The sequence below is a fragment of the Vibrio pacinii DSM 19139 genome (genome assembly GCF_000711795.1).
GTDB lineage: Bacteria > Pseudomonadota > Gammaproteobacteria > Enterobacterales > Vibrionaceae > Vibrio > Vibrio pacinii.
The window spans coordinates 227,943-243,934 of sequence record NZ_KL543978.1 but is presented as its reverse complement, the minus strand read 5'-3'; the positions used below and the strand labels follow the sequence as shown (position 1 = coordinate 243,934).

Annotated in this window: 11 protein-coding genes and 1 pseudogene; 4 read left to right on the top strand and 8 right to left on the bottom strand. The window is 47.0% G+C overall.

Annotation, left to right across the window (positions count from 1 at the left end; genetic code table 11):
- Positions 1–150: 150 nt before the first annotated feature.
- Together BS19_RS19120 and BS19_RS19115 are read right to left on the bottom strand one after the other, a co-directional pair.
- The gene (locus BS19_RS19120) at positions 151–669 is read right to left on the bottom strand and encodes an Hcp family type VI secretion system effector (RefSeq protein WP_038177510.1); all 519 of its coding nucleotides are present in this window, start codon (positions 667–669) and stop codon (positions 151–153) included.
- Between the two features lie 184 nt (positions 670–853).
- Positions 854–1,753: a DMT family transporter gene (locus BS19_RS19115; RefSeq protein WP_038177509.1), complete on the bottom strand. Its 900-nt coding sequence runs from the start codon at positions 1,751–1,753 to the stop codon at positions 854–856.
- A gap of 149 nt (positions 1,754–1,902) precedes the next feature.
- Here BS19_RS19115 and BS19_RS19110 point away from each other — a divergent pair, with 149 nt between their 5' ends.
- The gene (locus BS19_RS19110; protein WP_038177508.1) at positions 1,903–2,973 is read left to right on the top strand and encodes a threonine aldolase family protein; all 1,071 of its coding nucleotides are present in this window, start codon (positions 1,903–1,905) and stop codon (positions 2,971–2,973) included.
- Positions 2,974–3,170: 197 nt separating this feature from the next.
- Entirely contained in the window at positions 3,171–3,431 is a 261-nt protein-coding gene (locus BS19_RS19105; protein WP_038177507.1) for a DUF2999 family protein, read from the top strand.
- Between the two features lie 64 nt (positions 3,432–3,495).
- Here the strand turns inward: BS19_RS19105 and BS19_RS19100 are convergent, their stop codons facing one another.
- From BS19_RS19100 to BS19_RS19080, 5 genes are all read right to left on the bottom strand, one after another.
- Positions 3,496–4,443 (bottom strand): endonuclease/exonuclease/phosphatase family protein, encoded by a 948-nt coding sequence (locus tag BS19_RS19100; RefSeq protein WP_038177505.1) that lies wholly within the window; start codon positions 4,441–4,443, stop codon positions 3,496–3,498.
- Between the two features lie 153 nt (positions 4,444–4,596).
- On the bottom strand, positions 4,597–8,787 hold the full coding sequence (gene fdhF, locus BS19_RS19095; protein WP_038177504.1) for a formate dehydrogenase subunit alpha: 4,191 nt from the start codon (positions 8,785–8,787) through the stop codon (positions 4,597–4,599).
- A gap of 327 nt (positions 8,788–9,114) precedes the next feature.
- On the bottom strand, positions 9,115–11,016 hold the full coding sequence (locus BS19_RS19090) for a tetratricopeptide repeat-containing diguanylate cyclase (protein WP_038177503.1): 1,902 nt from the start codon (positions 11,014–11,016) through the stop codon (positions 9,115–9,117).
- Positions 11,017–11,181: 165 nt separating this feature from the next.
- Complete coding sequence (locus BS19_RS19085; RefSeq protein ID WP_038177501.1) at positions 11,182–13,149, bottom strand: alkyl/aryl-sulfatase; 1,968 nt, start codon at positions 13,147–13,149, stop codon at positions 11,182–11,184.
- A gap of 121 nt (positions 13,150–13,270) precedes the next feature.
- Complete coding sequence (locus BS19_RS19080) at positions 13,271–14,173, bottom strand: LysR family transcriptional regulator (protein ID WP_038177500.1); 903 nt, start codon at positions 14,171–14,173, stop codon at positions 13,271–13,273.
- A gap of 181 nt (positions 14,174–14,354) precedes the next feature.
- Here BS19_RS19080 and BS19_RS19075 point away from each other — a divergent pair, with 181 nt between their 5' ends.
- Together BS19_RS19075 and BS19_RS20775 are read left to right on the top strand one after the other, a co-directional pair.
- Complete coding sequence (locus BS19_RS19075) at positions 14,355–14,969, top strand: hypothetical protein (RefSeq protein ID WP_038177499.1); 615 nt, start codon at positions 14,355–14,357, stop codon at positions 14,967–14,969.
- A gap of 44 nt (positions 14,970–15,013) precedes the next feature.
- Positions 15,014–15,094 (top strand): annotated as a pseudogene (locus BS19_RS20775) (VOC family protein); the annotation flags it as partial.
- Here the strand turns inward: BS19_RS20775 and BS19_RS19070 are convergent.
- On the bottom strand, positions 15,091–15,891 hold the full coding sequence (locus BS19_RS19070; RefSeq protein ID WP_038177498.1) for a Cof-type HAD-IIB family hydrolase: 801 nt from the start codon (positions 15,889–15,891) through the stop codon (positions 15,091–15,093). The pseudogene BS19_RS20775 and the gene BS19_RS19070 sit on opposite strands and share 4 nt — an antisense overlap.
- Positions 15,892–15,992: the final 101 nt, after the last annotated feature.

The window sequence follows — 15,992 nt, the reverse complement described above, 5'->3', positions numbered from 1 at the left end:
GTAATCGCGATTACCAATCTGGGAGGGAGAGTGCTCAATAATTGCCTTGTACAGATTGGTATAAAACCCTAACCAAGACACCGTCTTAACGGCGTCTTGGTTAGGGTTATAACTAGCCCACCCGAAGGTGGGCTAAAACAAAGCGTAATATTACGCTTCGACAGGCTTACGCCAGTCGTCAGAACCTGAAGTACCCGCGTTAACGTGGTCCCAAGTGATCTTACGGTAAGACATTGACACAGTTAGATTCTGCGTGAAGTCTGACATTGATGGATCTTGACAGTGAGGCATCTCACAATGGATGTCTACGATAGACGCATTTTCAAGCTTAGTTGTGAAGAAGTTCTCTTGTTTACCTTCGATAGAAGTACGGTACCATTTTAGTTCAACTGTCTTCATCTTCTCGCCAGATGAAAGTGCGTTGTAAAGCAGTGGTACCGCTTTGTTTAGAGAAACAGTGAACTGGAACGGCTTGTGAACACGTTGACCTGAAGGTTGACCTGACTGTGGATCAGTAGGAACAGTTACGACGTGGTCAAACTTTTGAACCAGCATCTCATCTTCATGACCTTCTACAAATGAATCACCGATAGAATCAGCAGTACAAGCGCCTGCAGTGATTAGACCCTGAGTTTCACCGTCGATAGAGATATAACATGGAGTTGGCATAGCAATCCTTTCCTTTAGTGTGTTTGTTTAACATGTGAATGTGTTTACTAAAGGGCAATTGTTATGCCTGAATATAAATTTCTATATAATCAATACCTTACGTTTTTGAGCCATTTTTGTTGAGCAAGTTTTTACCTACAGCAAGCAAAAACACGTTGCTCGATGAGCAATATATTGTGATTTATTACCCACGTTGAAAAGGTTTTACCAATTTCTGACCAAAGACGTTAACTAATGCTCCGGTGACAATCAAAGTACCGCCGATATATGTCCAGATGGATGGGATTTCATTGAAAATCCACACGCCGAGCAGTGCAGAAAAAACAACTTGCACATACGAGTAAGCCGAGGCTTTTCCAGCCGCTTGGGTTTGCATCGCTTTTGTCAGTCCATACTGACCAACCTGAGTGAAGATGCCCACCAGTACCAGTAAAAATGTTAGGTAGAGGCTAGGCCAAACGAAGTTATCGCCAATTAAAACTAATGAAACGGGAAGTGCGATCAATGGAAAGTACATGATGATCACTGAGCTATCTTCAGTCTGGCTAAGTTTGCGAACGATGATATAAGCAATTGAGCTGCCTAGCGCGCCAAGGAGCGCCGTCATGACACTAAACATCGGCAGTTGATACTCAATCGTGTGATCAAGGCTAGGTTGTACCATCACCCATAAACCCAATAAACAAAAAGCGATACAGATGAGGGTAGACGTCTGCACTCGTTCTTTGAGGAGTAACAGTCCAAGTAGCGCAGTAAATACGGGGTGGACGTATTGCAATATCGTGGCTTCTGCCAGAGGAAGGGTCGTTACCGAGTAGTAAACGCACATTAAGGCAAAGGTTCCGATGATACCGCGAATCAACAATAAAGGTTTGTTGTTACCCCAGATGGAAATTCGTTTTCTTTTCACGTCGAGATAGCTAATGATCAATGACACTAACGCGCGCGCAGCGACGATTTCAAAAACGGGGATACCATGGATGCTGACATATTTTACACATGCAGACATCAGCGCAAAACCTAGTGCGGAAAGCAGCATAAATCTTACCCCGGCAGGGACTTGGGTATAGAGTTGGTTCAACATATTTCAGGGATCTTGTATGGTTGTGTTAGGTTGAAGTCGCTGTCATTCACAAATTAGACTTGTCTTACGATCATAGATATCGATGATGCACTATATTGTACGGCCAAATATTGACGAGTAAAGGTATTACTCTCTCTAAGGAAAGATGCATGAGTACCCAATTAAAACAACAATGTCATACTTTTTTGCCTGGCAATAAAGAAGATTCTCCCGCTGAACATTTCGCTAAAATGGCCAAGTGGTGTGAGCAGCATAATGTCGCGCATGATGTTTACGGCGAAGGAGAAACGATTCAAGCTTTCGAACAAAAAGTTGCCGATCTTTTGGGTTTTGAAGCTGGGCTTTTTGTTATTACCGGGACTATGACTCAACCGACAGTGCTTGAATTAGTCACTCGGCAAAAACGTAATCCTTTAGTGGCGATGCATCCCTCTAGTCATATCTATGTGCATGAACGCCAAGGCTATCAGCTGCAAAACCGCTTTAATATCTTACCGATTGGTAATCCTTATCAACCATGGAAATTAGACGACCTTAAGGCTTGGCCTGATGAGATTGCAGCTGTACTTTATGAACTGCCAATGCGCGAAATTGGCGGACAGTTACCAAGTTGGTCAGAGCTAGAAGAGATCAAAAAACACTGCAATCAGCATCAGATCCATTTACATATGGATGGCGCTAGGGTGTGGGAGTGTGCCGCCTTTTACCACAAAAGTTATGCTGAAATTGCCTGTGGTTTTGATAGTGCCTATGTTTCTCTTTATAAAGGGATAAATGGCTTGGGCGGTTCTATGTTACTGGGTTCAAAAGAATTTGTAGAGCTCGCTGACATGTGGATGAAGCGTCAGGGTGGCAATGTTTACCATCGCACACCGTATATTGTATCAGCCGCGATGCAGTTCGATGAGAGGTTAGCTAAGCTGCCTTCACTCTTTGAACGAACTAAGCAGGTTTACAACATTATTGCCGAGTTTCCAACGCTCGCGGTTAATCCGCCACAACCTCAGTCGAACATGCTGCACTTAATTCTGCCATTTAGCCAAGCACAAGCGGTGAAGATACAGCACTCTTTAGCAAGCCAAGCTGGGATATGGTTTGGTCACCCACAAGTGACCGCTCATCCTCATCAATCGGTTGTGGAGTGGTATGTCGGCGACAATTTACTCAACCTTAGTGATGATGAACTACGAGCTTTCTTTACACGTTTAACCTCTCAGTAAATCAGGATCAACGGCTGACTGATGAGTCGGAGCAAAAGCCGCAGGACTTGACGTGTTATTGCGCAACTTGGTTGATAGGGCCAAACAGCGAAATTACGTTGTCATCGAGTGAGCATAACGGTGTGATTGAAGTACAAATCGTATCAGGCAAGTGATAGACTGCAGCGCATGTTTTACTTAGCGAAATAGGTAACGAAATGAATCCGATTATTGCCATGTTAAAAGAAAACAATATTAGCGATGAGCAAATCAACCAACTGTTCCAAACCTTGACACAAAACCCATTGGCCGCGATGGCGACCATCAGCCAACTGGGCTTACCACAAGATAAACTGCAATTGTTGATGGGCCAAGTAATGCAAAATCCAGCGCTTATCAAACAAGCGGTCGAAGAACTAGGTTTGGATTTTAGCAAAGTAGAAGAAGCGAAAGCCAAACTGCAGCAAGAATCGAAGTAAGCGATCACTCACGATCAAACAGGCCGTGCTAATGCACGGCCTATTTATTTATGGAACAAACGCATTATAGAACAAAACGCAATGTGACCGCGATAAAGGCATGGTCACTGGCGTTTTTATCTTGCTCATAGATTGGATTGATTAAGTGCTGATCGAGCGTTGTAAACTGAGTCACATCGGCAAGCGAATACACTGAGTCGGGCTGAAACTCTTGCGATAACAAAATGTAGTCTAAAACATTGCCACGGCTGAAATGATAATGGGTCGCGGGCCGATCTTGGGGTGCATCAGATAGCAATTGCCAGCTATCTTTGAATTGCAGCTTGTGTGGTTCGTTGTTGGTAGGTTCCGTCAGTAAGCCAGAGATATCACTACTGAGCGCTTGGTTCATATCCCCGACGAGTACCGTTGGCATCGGTCTCAGGGCATATTGCTGTTCGCTAAACAGGCGCAGCATCAGTGCTTCCCATCCTCTCTGTTGGCTTGAAAGCCAGCGACCAATCAGCGGTTGAGCCCCGTCCGGCGTTAAGCTCTCGGTTGCACGCTGTGATTTTAAGTGGCAAACATAACAACCGATCTCACCAATATGGGGAATGTCGACAATACAAAAAATGGGCGCGCGGCTAAAAGGTGGCACTTCAACGCCATAGCCCTCCGATATTAAGTCGTTGGGTGTGGTTACTGCTTGAATGTGTTTGAGAGGATAGCGCGAGGCAACGGCGACAACAGGGTGTGAGTAAATATACTCATCTGCAACTTTGGGGGTCTCTACGGTTGCAAAATACGGGTAACCCATCTGCGTGAATAGCGTTTGCACAGCATCAATACTAAACACTTCTTGAAGGCCAACGATGTCTGCCTCTAAGGCTTGAATGTTTTGTTTGGTCCAACGGCACTTATCTTGCCATGCATCGCGTTCATAGATGTTTTCAAAGTCGTAGAACGCATTCGGCGGCTCGATGAAATTAAACAAATTCGCCGAGGCAATAGTTAGTGTTTGTTTCGTCAGCACAGATGGCCCTTATCAGCGATGGTTTCTCTCTAGTGTAAACAAAACTGACTCAGCTTGCCCGTGAACTATTTTTCTCAATACAAAAGGCACTGAGGCGCCAAAACAGACGCCTTATTGCTTAGTGTTCGTTATTTTCTTTGAACCGCGTCTTAGTTATAGCGCCTCCACTTTGACTGCGGCGACCTTAAATTCAGGGATCTTGGCGTGCGGGTCAGTTGCGGTAGTGGTCAAGCGGTTGACGGGTGACTCTACAAAGTGGAAGGGAATAAAAATGACTCCAGCTTGAATACGCTTGGTGACAAACGCATCAATTTCTATTTCGCCGCGCCGAGTCGAGACTCGCAACCGTTGGCCATTGTGAATGCCCAGAGCTTCGGCGTCAGTGACACTGATCATGGCTCTTGGTCCTGCAAGCTTGTTTAAGCCTTTGGTTTTACGAGTCATGGTGCCAGTATGGAACTGCTCTAGTACACGGCCGGTTGTCAGTACCAACGGATAGTCTTGATCAGGAAGCTCTGCGGCGTAGCGAAACGGGATGCCCACCATTTGCCCCTTACCCCGAGTGAATTGGGTTTGATGCATTATTCGCGTCCCATTGGGGTTGTTTTTATTGCTTGGCCACTGAACCCCTTCAGGGGTGATTGTATTCCAGTGCAGTCCGGCATATTGCGGAGTAACTCGAGCAATTTCACTGGTGAGATCTGATACTTTTTGATAGCGCCAATCGCTGCCCATCGCGTTGGCTATTTGTTGGATGATCCACCAATCTTCCTTGGCGTCACCCGGAGGTTTAACCGCTGGATTAATCCGCTGTACTCGACGCTCAGTGTTGGTAAAGTGACCTGACTTCTCGGCGAACGAGCACGATGGCAACACCACATCGGCATATTGCGCCGTTTCAGTTAAGAAAATATCCTGCACAACCAGAAAATCAAGCGTCTCTAACCCTTCAATGACATGGGCTTGGTTAGGGTCACTCAGTACCGGGTTTTCACCCATGATATACATACCGCGAATGTCGCGCTTGCACGCAGCGTCGATAATTTCAGTTAATGTCAGGCCCTGTTCGTCGCTAAGATTGGGCGCATCCCACTCGATGGCGAATTTTTGCCTGACCATGGGGTTGTAGACTTTTTGGTAGCCGGGAAAGCAATTTGGCAATGCGCCCATATCACACGCCCCTTGCACATTGGACTGACCGCGTAGTGGATTAATCCCACCCCCTTCTATACCGATATTGCCGCACAATAATTGTAAGTTGGCAATCGAGCGGACGTTATCATGCCCCGTGGTGTGCTGGGTAATGCCCATTGAATAGTAAACAGCGGTGCGCTTAGCGGTGCCTATCATTCGCGCCATGGCAAAAATATCATCCGCGCTTACCCCCGTGACTAACTCGACCTTGTCTGGGGCATAAGCCGGTGACATCACTTCTTGCAGTAAGGTATCAAAACCATCGACCCGTTCTTCAATATACTCTTGATCATGCCAACCGTTTTTAATGATCTGTTGCATGACACCATTGAGCAGCATGACGTCGGTTCCAGGTCGATGTGACAGGTAGAGCTCGGCGTGTTCAGCCATATCAATACGTTTAGGGTCAGCAACAATCAAACGGGCGCCATGATGGCGAATGGCTTGTTTGATGTGTGAAGCGATGATCGGATGCGCCGAGGTCGTGTCTGAGCCGATGATAACAATGACATCAGAGTATTTAATACTAGGAATGTCGTTGGTCATCGCGCCGCTACCCAAAGAGGCTTCAAGGCCTGTCACACTTGAGGCATGACACAAACGTGCACAGTGATCGACATTATTGGTACCAAGCTCACGACGAATAAATTTTTGAAACGCATAGTTATCTTCGTTGGTGGTTTTCGCTGACGAGAACCCTGCCAAGGCATTGCCACCAAAAGCTTGCTTAAGCGTGGTGAGTTTGCTTGCAACGAGTTCAATCGCTTCTGGCCAAGTGGCGGGTTGTAGCCAGCCATCTTTACGAATTAAAGGTGTGGTTAGGCGCGCCTCATCGGCAACAAAATCAAAGCCAAATCGTCCTTTAACACAGAGCATTTTTTGATTCACTGGCGAGTGTGCGCCAGTAATATATTCAATACGATTGTTCGTTTTATCGACATGCATGGTCAGCTTGCAACCCACGCCACAATAGGTGCAGATGGTATCAACACAAGTCAATGGCTCTTGTCGTCCTTGTGAGCGATAGCGCTTATCCACCATCGCACCAGTTGGACACGCTTGTACACAGGCGCCGCACTGAACACAGTTCGAGTCGCCCATTAACAGTCGACCATTGCGCATCGAACCAAAATGCGGTCTATCATCAGGCCTTAATGCGGGGCGACCATTTTGATCGTTAACAAAATTGAGAATACCGTGCACCGCTTGTTCGCTGCAGGCGTCGATACATTGCCCACAACTAATGCAACGGTTGGCGTCAAATTCGATAAATTCAGAGCTGCGGTCGACGCTAAACTTATGGCGTGAGTCTTTGGCGCGCAGCGCTTGCCAGTCTTGGTCGGATTTGATGTTGAGTTTTGGCTCAAAACACTGCTCAGCGCCGTATTGGGTTGAATAGTCACGTAGGCCACATTGGGTGTTGGCTTGACATCCGCACTCCAAGCAACGCATGGCTTCGCGAATAGCGTCGTCGTTGTCAAAGCCTAGTTCGACTTCAGAGAAGCTTTGCGCACGTTGCTCGGCGGTTAACTCGGGCATAATAGAGCGAGCCACTTTTGCAACGTGTTGAAAGTGAAAAGGGTCGACTTCAGCAAGGGTTTTCTCTTTGCGAGCATTGAACTTGGGTTGGGGCATGTCTGCCATATTGCCATGCAAGTAAAGGTCTATGGCTTTGGCGGCCAAACGGCCATCGCCCACGGCTTCAACGGCGGTCGCAGGGCCGCGACGAAAGTCGCCGATACTGAAAATATTGCCCGTTCCAGTATGCATGGTGCGCGCATCGGTTTGCGCGGTATTCCAACGGGTAAGAGGTATCGACAAGCGCTCGTTGTCTAAAAAGCTTAAATCGGGCTGCTGTGATACTGCGGCAATCACGGTATCAAATCCTAGAGTAAAGAACTCGCCGGTAGTTTGAGGGCGGCGTCGGCCTGAGTCATCAGGTTCACCTAGCACCATTTTCTCAAGCTTGACGGCTTTTACTCTGCCATTGTCATCGCGAATGTTTTGCACCGGATTGGTTAAAAATAAAAAGTTAACCCCTTCATGTTCCGCTTCTTCAATTTCATAGGCTTCAGCTGGCATTTCATCTCGCGTACGGCGATAGATTAATGTGGTTGCCGCGCCTGTACGCCTTGCGGTTCGAGCGCAATCTATGGCGGTGTTGCCGCCACCAATCACTGCGACGGTTTGGCCTGTGGTGTAGGTTTGGTCGGTGACGTAATCTTTGAGATAATCGACGCCCAAATAGCAACCGGCAAGATCACTGCCTGGGTATTTCATCTCAACCGCCAGTGAAGCGCCGACCGCCAAACAGACGGCATCGTAGTCTTCACTGAGCCGAGAGAGGGTAAAATCTTCACCAAGTTTCTGTTTGGTTTTGATCGTCATACCGCTGCGGCACATTAGCTCAATTTCTTTATCAAGAATCTCTTTCGGTAGGCGATATTCTGGAATGCCGTATTGCAGCCAACCACCGGCTTTTGGCATCGACTCAAACACGGTCACATCGTAACCTTCGTTGCACAGATAATAACCCGCGGTGAGGCCACCAGGACCACTGCCGACAATGGCTATCGAGCGATGTTTGAGCGGTTTTTTCTTCGGCACATAGGCTTGATGCGCCGCTAAATCGGCGTCGGCGGCGTGACGTTTAAGTTGGCGGATCGCCAAAGGCTGGTCAACTAACGCGCGGCGACATTCACTTTCACAAAATGCTGGACAGACGCGGCCGATAGAAAGTGGCATGGGAAGGGTTTGTTTGATCACTTCAATCGCTTTCTGATGATCATTTTGCGCGATGTAATAAAGGTAAGATTGAATATCGACGCCAGCAGGGCACGCGGTTTTGCACGGGGCTTCGCAGTCTGCGTAGTGGTCGCGCATGATGGTATTGAGAGCCTGCTTGCGATGCTCGCTGAGCTCTGCTGAGTGAATTGTTACGTTTAAGCCGTGGTAAACCGTAAGTTCACAAGCGCGTTGCATACGGCCATTTTCATCTTCTACCTGACACAGATCACAGGGGATTTTTTGCCCAGATTTATTCAGCCCACATAACGAAGGGATCTCAACACCACACACACGCGCTGCTTCTAAAAGCGTGCTGCCTTGTTCAACAATTCGATACTTGCCGTCAATAACGATCTCGATCATAACGTCCCCAAGCGAAGTGATAAACCATACACTTGTTAAGGATAAGCGTTTGCGAGGAAAGTTCGTGTGACAACAAACTCAAAGTTTGGATATAGCCAAGAGATTATTACGCTTTAAATGCCACTGATTGCACGTGAATGCAGATTAGTACTAGAGCTCTAATCGGACTTGATTTCGTTATCTTAAGGGGTTGTAAGTTTCGCGCTTTAGTCTCTAGGGATATTAACCACAACCATGGCTTATATCAGCGGTTATTCTATTATTTGGCTAACGCTGCATCACTGGATCTATTTGCCTCGTGCCGAAGCTAATTTGGTGGTGAATCTGTCAATAAGGTTCAGGAGAAACCTGATACTGATTTCTACCTGAGCGTTTTGCTTGGTAGAGTGCGCTGTCAGCTGAGGAGAAAACGCGTTCCCACTGAGCATGAAGGTGGTGTGATGGGCAAACACAAGCACCAATCGAAATCGTGACTTGGAACGTGTTGCTGCCACAATCAATAATCGCGGTTTCGACATTGCTGCGCAGACGCTCAAGCGTTTCATTCACCTGTTGGGGTGAGTCAAGAGAGACAATTACAAGGAACTCTTCGCCGCCCCAACGAACTAAGGTATCTTGTTTGCGAATGCTGCGTTGTAAGATCGTTGCCGTCTGTTTAAGCACTTCGTCGCCAATGTCGTGACCGTGTTGATCGTTAAAGCGTTTAAAGTGGTCAATGTCTATCACGCTAACAAGGAAGTCACCTTGTTGTTTCGTTGTTGGTCGCTGAGCTAACCAGTGTTTTAAGTAACGTCGATTGTGAAGACCTGTTAGTGTATCGGTACTGTTTTGGCTTCGTAACTCGCGATTGGTGTGTTTTAAACGCATCAGAACACGCAATACCAAATAGCCCCCGATAATGAACAGAGTAGAAATAAGAATTTCGCGCCAGCGCTGCTCTTGTAAACGTGTTTCTTGCAGTTCGTTTTTCGCTTCGAGCAGCTCTATTTCACGACGGCTGAGTTTGCGCTCAAGGCTGTTCTTTTCGCTCAAGATCTCTTCGTTGTACGTTTGGTCGTAATATTTTTTACGTACCAGTGCCTCGCGCTTCATGAGATTGAGCGCTTGTTGATAGTCACCTTGATTTTCATAGGCTTCAATCAATTTCTTCAGTACGCCTGACTCCCAGACAATCTCATCAAGGTTAGATTGCGTGATGGTGTCGAGTACGCGACTGGCATAATCAATCACCAGTGGGTAGTTGTGTTGACTGAGATAAGCTGAAGCTAAAGCATCGTAGCAAATTGCCAGTGTTGTATTTGAGTCGGATTGCTCTTGTGCCAGATTGACGCAGCGCTGCGCAACGGCCAACGCTTTATCGCTATTGCCTACTTTGGCATTGCGCTCTGCCATGTCTGCAAGTGTGATGATTTTGATCACGACAGAACCGGTTTGATCGGCTTCGTCAATCGCGCGTTGCATATAATTGTCAGCCGCATCATATTGATGGTTGGCAAAGTGAATGGCGCTGGCGTTACCGTATAAAATGGCTTCAAACAAGCTGTTACTGTATTGGTTCTCTTTGTACAGCGTCATCGCTTGATGAATATAGGTGTTGGCACGATCCCAGTCCTCCATTTGCATATACAAAGTAGCGATATTGTTGAGTGTCATGGTGGTTTGAAAGTCGTCACCAATTTCAGTCACGATTTGGTAGGCCATTTTGTAATAGTTCAAACTGGCTTTAATGTTGGACTGCTGCGCTTTAATGTTACCGAGCCAACGATAAGCGCGCGCCAGCAAACGTCGATAGCCTAGCTCGGTTGCGATAGGGACGATCTCTCGCAACAGCGCTTCTGCTTCGATCAATAGATCACTGTCAATTTTGATTATGGCTTGGTTAAGTTTCGCTTCTGCGATAATCCATTCACTGTTTGCTTGTTGGCCCAGTTTGACCAAGTCTGGAGTCGGTGGTGTTTTTAATCCTTCATAGCGACTGAGGTTTTTAAGTCCGAAGTAGTATAGAGCCTGTTCGACTGACGAAGAGGAACTTGGAACGGGAACCGTCGTTAAGTCGACTTGTTCTGTACGGCACAATGATAAGTAGTAGAACTCGAGCATTGGCAGCTCAGCTTCCGCGACATGTGAATAGAGAAAGTCTTTGTCATGATTGATTTTGCATGCGGCTTGTACGTGAGTAGCGAATGCCAAAGAGAAGCAACACAACAAGGCTAAAGAAACAGACTTCATTAAATATGATAAGACTCAATAGTACGACTTGTGCAAAAGTTTAGCATTTTATCGATAAGCTGTACTGATTGAATGGAAATAAAAAGCTCACCATCCTAGCGGGCAGTGAGCTTGAAATATTCAGTGGGTTGTTGCGCTCCAAGGCTATGGCATCACCACAAAAGGTTATGGTGTTACTACACCAAACCACATATCAAATTGATCAAATATCGACATTAACTGCTTGAAGGCTTGTTGGTCAGAAACCTTGATGTCGCCGGTTTTGAGCTCATCTTGCAGTGTCGCTTGTTTGGTCATCATATTTTCAAATGCTTGACGAGTGAGTGAGATGGTGAGATCCGCATCGCTAAACTGTTTGTCTGAATAGGATTTTAGCACCGAGTTACTTAAATCCATTGCATAGTGACCATCGCCTTTAACATCAATATTAATCTTGATATCTAGCCCTTTTGCCGCCTCCGGTTTAACCGTTACACCTAAGTATTTCAAAAACTGATCAAAGGGCATGTTTTTCGCGATGGCAGCAGTATTTGGCGTTGCGACAGGTTGAATCCCCTGACGAAGCTCTTTTGCGCCGCCCAAGTAGTAGTTACGCCACGGGCCAGACTCTGCTTGGTAGCCTAACTGCTCCATTGCGTCGGCTTCAAGATAGCGTGCGTCCATATTGTCTGGGTTGGCAAAAGTGACATTGTTGAGCAGTGTGACAGCCCAGCGGTATTGGCCTTTTGCTATGGCAGTTTGCGCCAGCTTGATCACTTGTTCTTCTCCACCAATCGCCTCGACATACTTGGCCCCTTGCTCGCTAGGTGTGAGTGGGTTTAAGTTAGCAGGATTGCCATCCCACCAAGCGCCGAAGTAGTAGTCATAAGTGGCGCGGGCATTATGCGATACCGTGCCGTAGTAGCCACGGTTGTACCACTCTTTGCCTAACGAGTCTGGTAACTGAATTGCAGCGGAAATTTCGTTTGGTGTATAGCCTTGGTTAGCTAAACGTAGCGTTTGGTCATGGACGAACTTGTACATGTCGCGAGTTTTTTCGAGCTGGTTTTGAATTTTTTCTTTGCCAAAGGTCGGCCAGTGGTGCGAGGCGATCATGGTATCGGCTTTATCACCATAGGTGTGCAGCGCTTGGTCAATATACTCTGCCCAAGATGACGCATCGCGAGTTTTGGCACCGCGTAGGGTCGAGATGTTATGGATAGTGTGCGTCATTACCTCCGCGGCCATCATGGTTTTGTACTGCGGGAAGTAGAACATAAACTCTGAAGGTGCTTCAGACTCTTGCGCCATTATAACCTCAAGTTCGACACCATCGACTTCCATCGCCTGACCGGTAATGCTAGCGATGTGGGTCGGTTTGACGATGCCCGGGTTACCCGATGAGGTGGTTTTGCCCAAGCCGCCATCCACTTGGCCTTGGCTGCTTGCTTCAAGCAGGTTGCCGTACATGTAAGACGCGCGGCGTGACATGGTGTTGCCCGCCATCAGGTTCTCAGCAATTGAATGAGAGAAAAAGCCTTCAGGTGCGAGAATGTCGACCTTACCAGCATCGATTGCGGCTTGGTTGGTGACGCCCAAAATGCCGCCGAAATGGTCAACGTGGGAGTGGGTGAAAATGACGCCTGTGACAGGCAGATCTTCGACACGATCACGCAGTAGTTTTAAACCAGCGGCGGCTGTTTCCGGTGAAATAAGTGGGTCTATGACAACCCAGCCTTTATCGCCACGGATAAACGACATCACCGACAAGTCAAAGCCTCGAATTTGATAGACGCCTTGTTTGACTTTAAATAGGCCGTCAATATTGTTGAGTTTGGCTTGGCGTAGTAACGATGGATTGATGGTCTCGACGTTGTTGTCTTGGTCGATGAAATCGTATTTGCTGAAATCCCAAATAATATTACCTGCAGCGTCGTTGATGGTTTTTTCAGGCCAAGTGGCAATGAACCCGTGCGCCGCATCTTCAAAGTCACTGTGGTTATCAAAATCGAGATACTGCTTGAGTTGTTGGTTTTTTTCAATCGTGAAGTCAGAGGCTTGCTTTGGCGTGCTGGTGGTCGGTGCCGCGAAGCTCAGAACTGGGGAAAACGTGGCGATAATGGCCAGAGATACGATGGATTTTTGCAGTTTCATAGTTGCTCTCTCTTGATGGCGAACTTGATAGCGTTCGTTGATAGAGAGAGTGTAGAGTGCATGGATTAATCAATCGATGGCTCAAAAGTTAAATGTAAATTAACTTTTATTTAATCCACATTCAATCTCGCAGTGTTTGTGTTGCGCAAAACAACGATTGCTTGAGCCACTGGTGGCCTGAATCTTGGTGTTGTGATTGGTGCCACGTCATGTAGACAGGCAGTGGTTTGAGTTCAAATGGTAGTGGAAATAGGTTGAGATTATGGTTTGAGGCCAGAAACTCAGCGTGCCACTTGCCCGTTACGCATAACCAATCAGTTTGCGCTGCCATCATGATCGCGTTGCAGATTGAGTCAGTTTTATAGACGATATCGCGACTGGGTTGTTGCTCGATGGCCAGTGAGTCGATGATATCTTGATTGAGCCGTTGAGTGCCCCACAGCAGATGGCGCTCAGCGAAAAATTGCTTATGGCTAAGTGTATTTTTGATGCGCGGATGGTTTTGACTGCACACCACCACCAAAGGTTGTTCAAATAACCGTTCATTATGGTATCCGTGTTCGTCAAGGGGGACGGTGGCTAAAATCAAGTCGACACGACGCATGCGTAAATCTGCCTGGCGCTGCGCCTCATCTGCATGTTCAAAGTCCGTGCTTAGTTTGACCGCAGGGGCGTGTTGGTCACGATAAGCCAACAGACGTGGCAATATCATCACATCAAGATCTTTGTGGCTTGAAAGACGAAAGGTACGTTGACTGGTTTGTGGATTAAACTGTTGGCGTGATTTTGCCCCGTTAAGTAGTAAATTGAGCGGTTGTTGGATTTCGGCATGAAGCTCTATCGCTAATGTGGTCGGGGTAATGCCTCTACCTTGGCGAATAAACAGGGGATCTTGGTACTGTTCGCGCAGACGATTGAGCGCATGGCTAACCGCTGGCGCTGAAACATTGAGGTTTTCAGCCGCCAGATTGACGCTACGCGTTTTCATCACCACATCAAAAGTTTTCAGTAAGTTTAAGTCCATGCACATTCCTTGGTTGTGAGAAAGGTTAATGTACCATTGGCGGCAGAAAATGGTCTAGCGGATGCGTATCGAGCAAAGTGAGAATTGTGTACGCTTGTGATAATTCAGGCGTGGTTTACGTAGCCAACGGAGCCGTTGTCATTCTATTATTCAATGCGTGAGTCGAACAGAAGGAATAAAAATGAAATGGATATGGGCAATTGCTATCAGCGTTTTTAGCTTTAACGGTTACGCGCAAATGGATGAGCTTGATCCTCAGTCGGAGGCGTTTTTTAAAATCAATATGACGCTCGAACTCGATGGTGTGGAGCGGGCGATAGACGACACTCGTCACTCTCTCGACCAAGTCGGTGTGGCGCTCAACAAAATCGCGGCGAGCGAGAGTTTGACGCCCGCGCAGCAAAAACAGTTAGACCACACGGTCGATAACCTTAATCAATTGGTGGTGTTGTCTCGGCGCTCGGTAGAGTCTTTACCTCAAGCATATCAAGACTCTAAGCAAGTGTTGGCGCGCAGCAGCGAACGTTTTTTATCCGATGTCCGTCAGCAGATATTGTTGGTGGTGAGCCTTATCGGCGTCATCATCATTGCGATTATTGTGGTGATTGCTTGGTTTATTCTTCGGCCAATTCAACATACCTTAACCAAAACCACACGCAATCTTTCTTCTATGGCTGACGCAATCAAAACCACCGCACAAGCCCTTGAAGCTATCTCTAATCAACAGCAACAGTTGGCCACGCAGTTAGAGCAACTCGACCATCGTCCCGACAAGACGAGTCCCCACTCACAATAGGAGCAGCTTATGCAGACGCGCGTCAATATTATAATGGCTTATTGGTCATCGACGAGTTTACGGGTAAGCCGTTCACCTTTTTTCAAGATCCTGACGGCTTACCACTTGAGTTGTATCAGGCTTAGTCGAGCAACTCGCGCTTAATGACCGTCATGACGCCAGCCTCACGATGACTCGGCGCAGAAAAACGTGCTGTCTGTTTCACTGTTGGGTGGGCATTTGCCATTGCGTAGGAGTGGTAACTCGCTTTGAGCATCTCAAGATCGTTGAGGTAATCGCCAAAACTCATGGTTTGCTCATAGCTAAAACCGAGAGTAGTTTGTAAGTGCTTAATTGCAGCCCCTTTTGATGCTTCGGCATTCATGACATCAAGCCAGATTTTCGCGCTCACGACCACCTGATGACTGTGGCCAAATTCGCGTTCAAAACTCGGCCAAACATGCGTCTCAGTGCCGTCAAAGTGACAAATAGCCACCTTGATGAAGTCATCTTCGACACTCAGCAGATCTTCCACATATTGACAGCGGTGGTAGTACTTGGCGAACTCTTTAAGTGCTTTAGGATCTTGGGTTTCAATGTACGCCGACTGCGTACCACACAAAACGATATGTGCACCTTCAATCAAACGCGCTTGGTTAATGATGCTAGTAATTGATGTTTTATCCATTTCACAGCGGTACAGCTCTTTGCCTTGATGCATCACCATGGTGCCATTTTCAGCGATAAACATCATGCGATCGCTAATTGGTGCGAACGTCTCCATCAGGCTGTAGTACTGACGGCCGGAAGCGGCAGCCAAAGTGATGCCGCGCTGCTCAAGTTGTTGATAGACTGAGTAGAAGTCTTCTGGCAGTTGGCTGTTGTGATCGAGTAGCGTTCCGTCCATATCGACGGCAATAAATTTGATATCTTTGCTAGGCATAGTTGACCGGGTTGTTGGGAAAAGGGCAATAAATCAGAGACAACAAATTACATCAGTTGCCGTTATCTGCAAGGCATTTCTATACAGAAGATGGATGACCA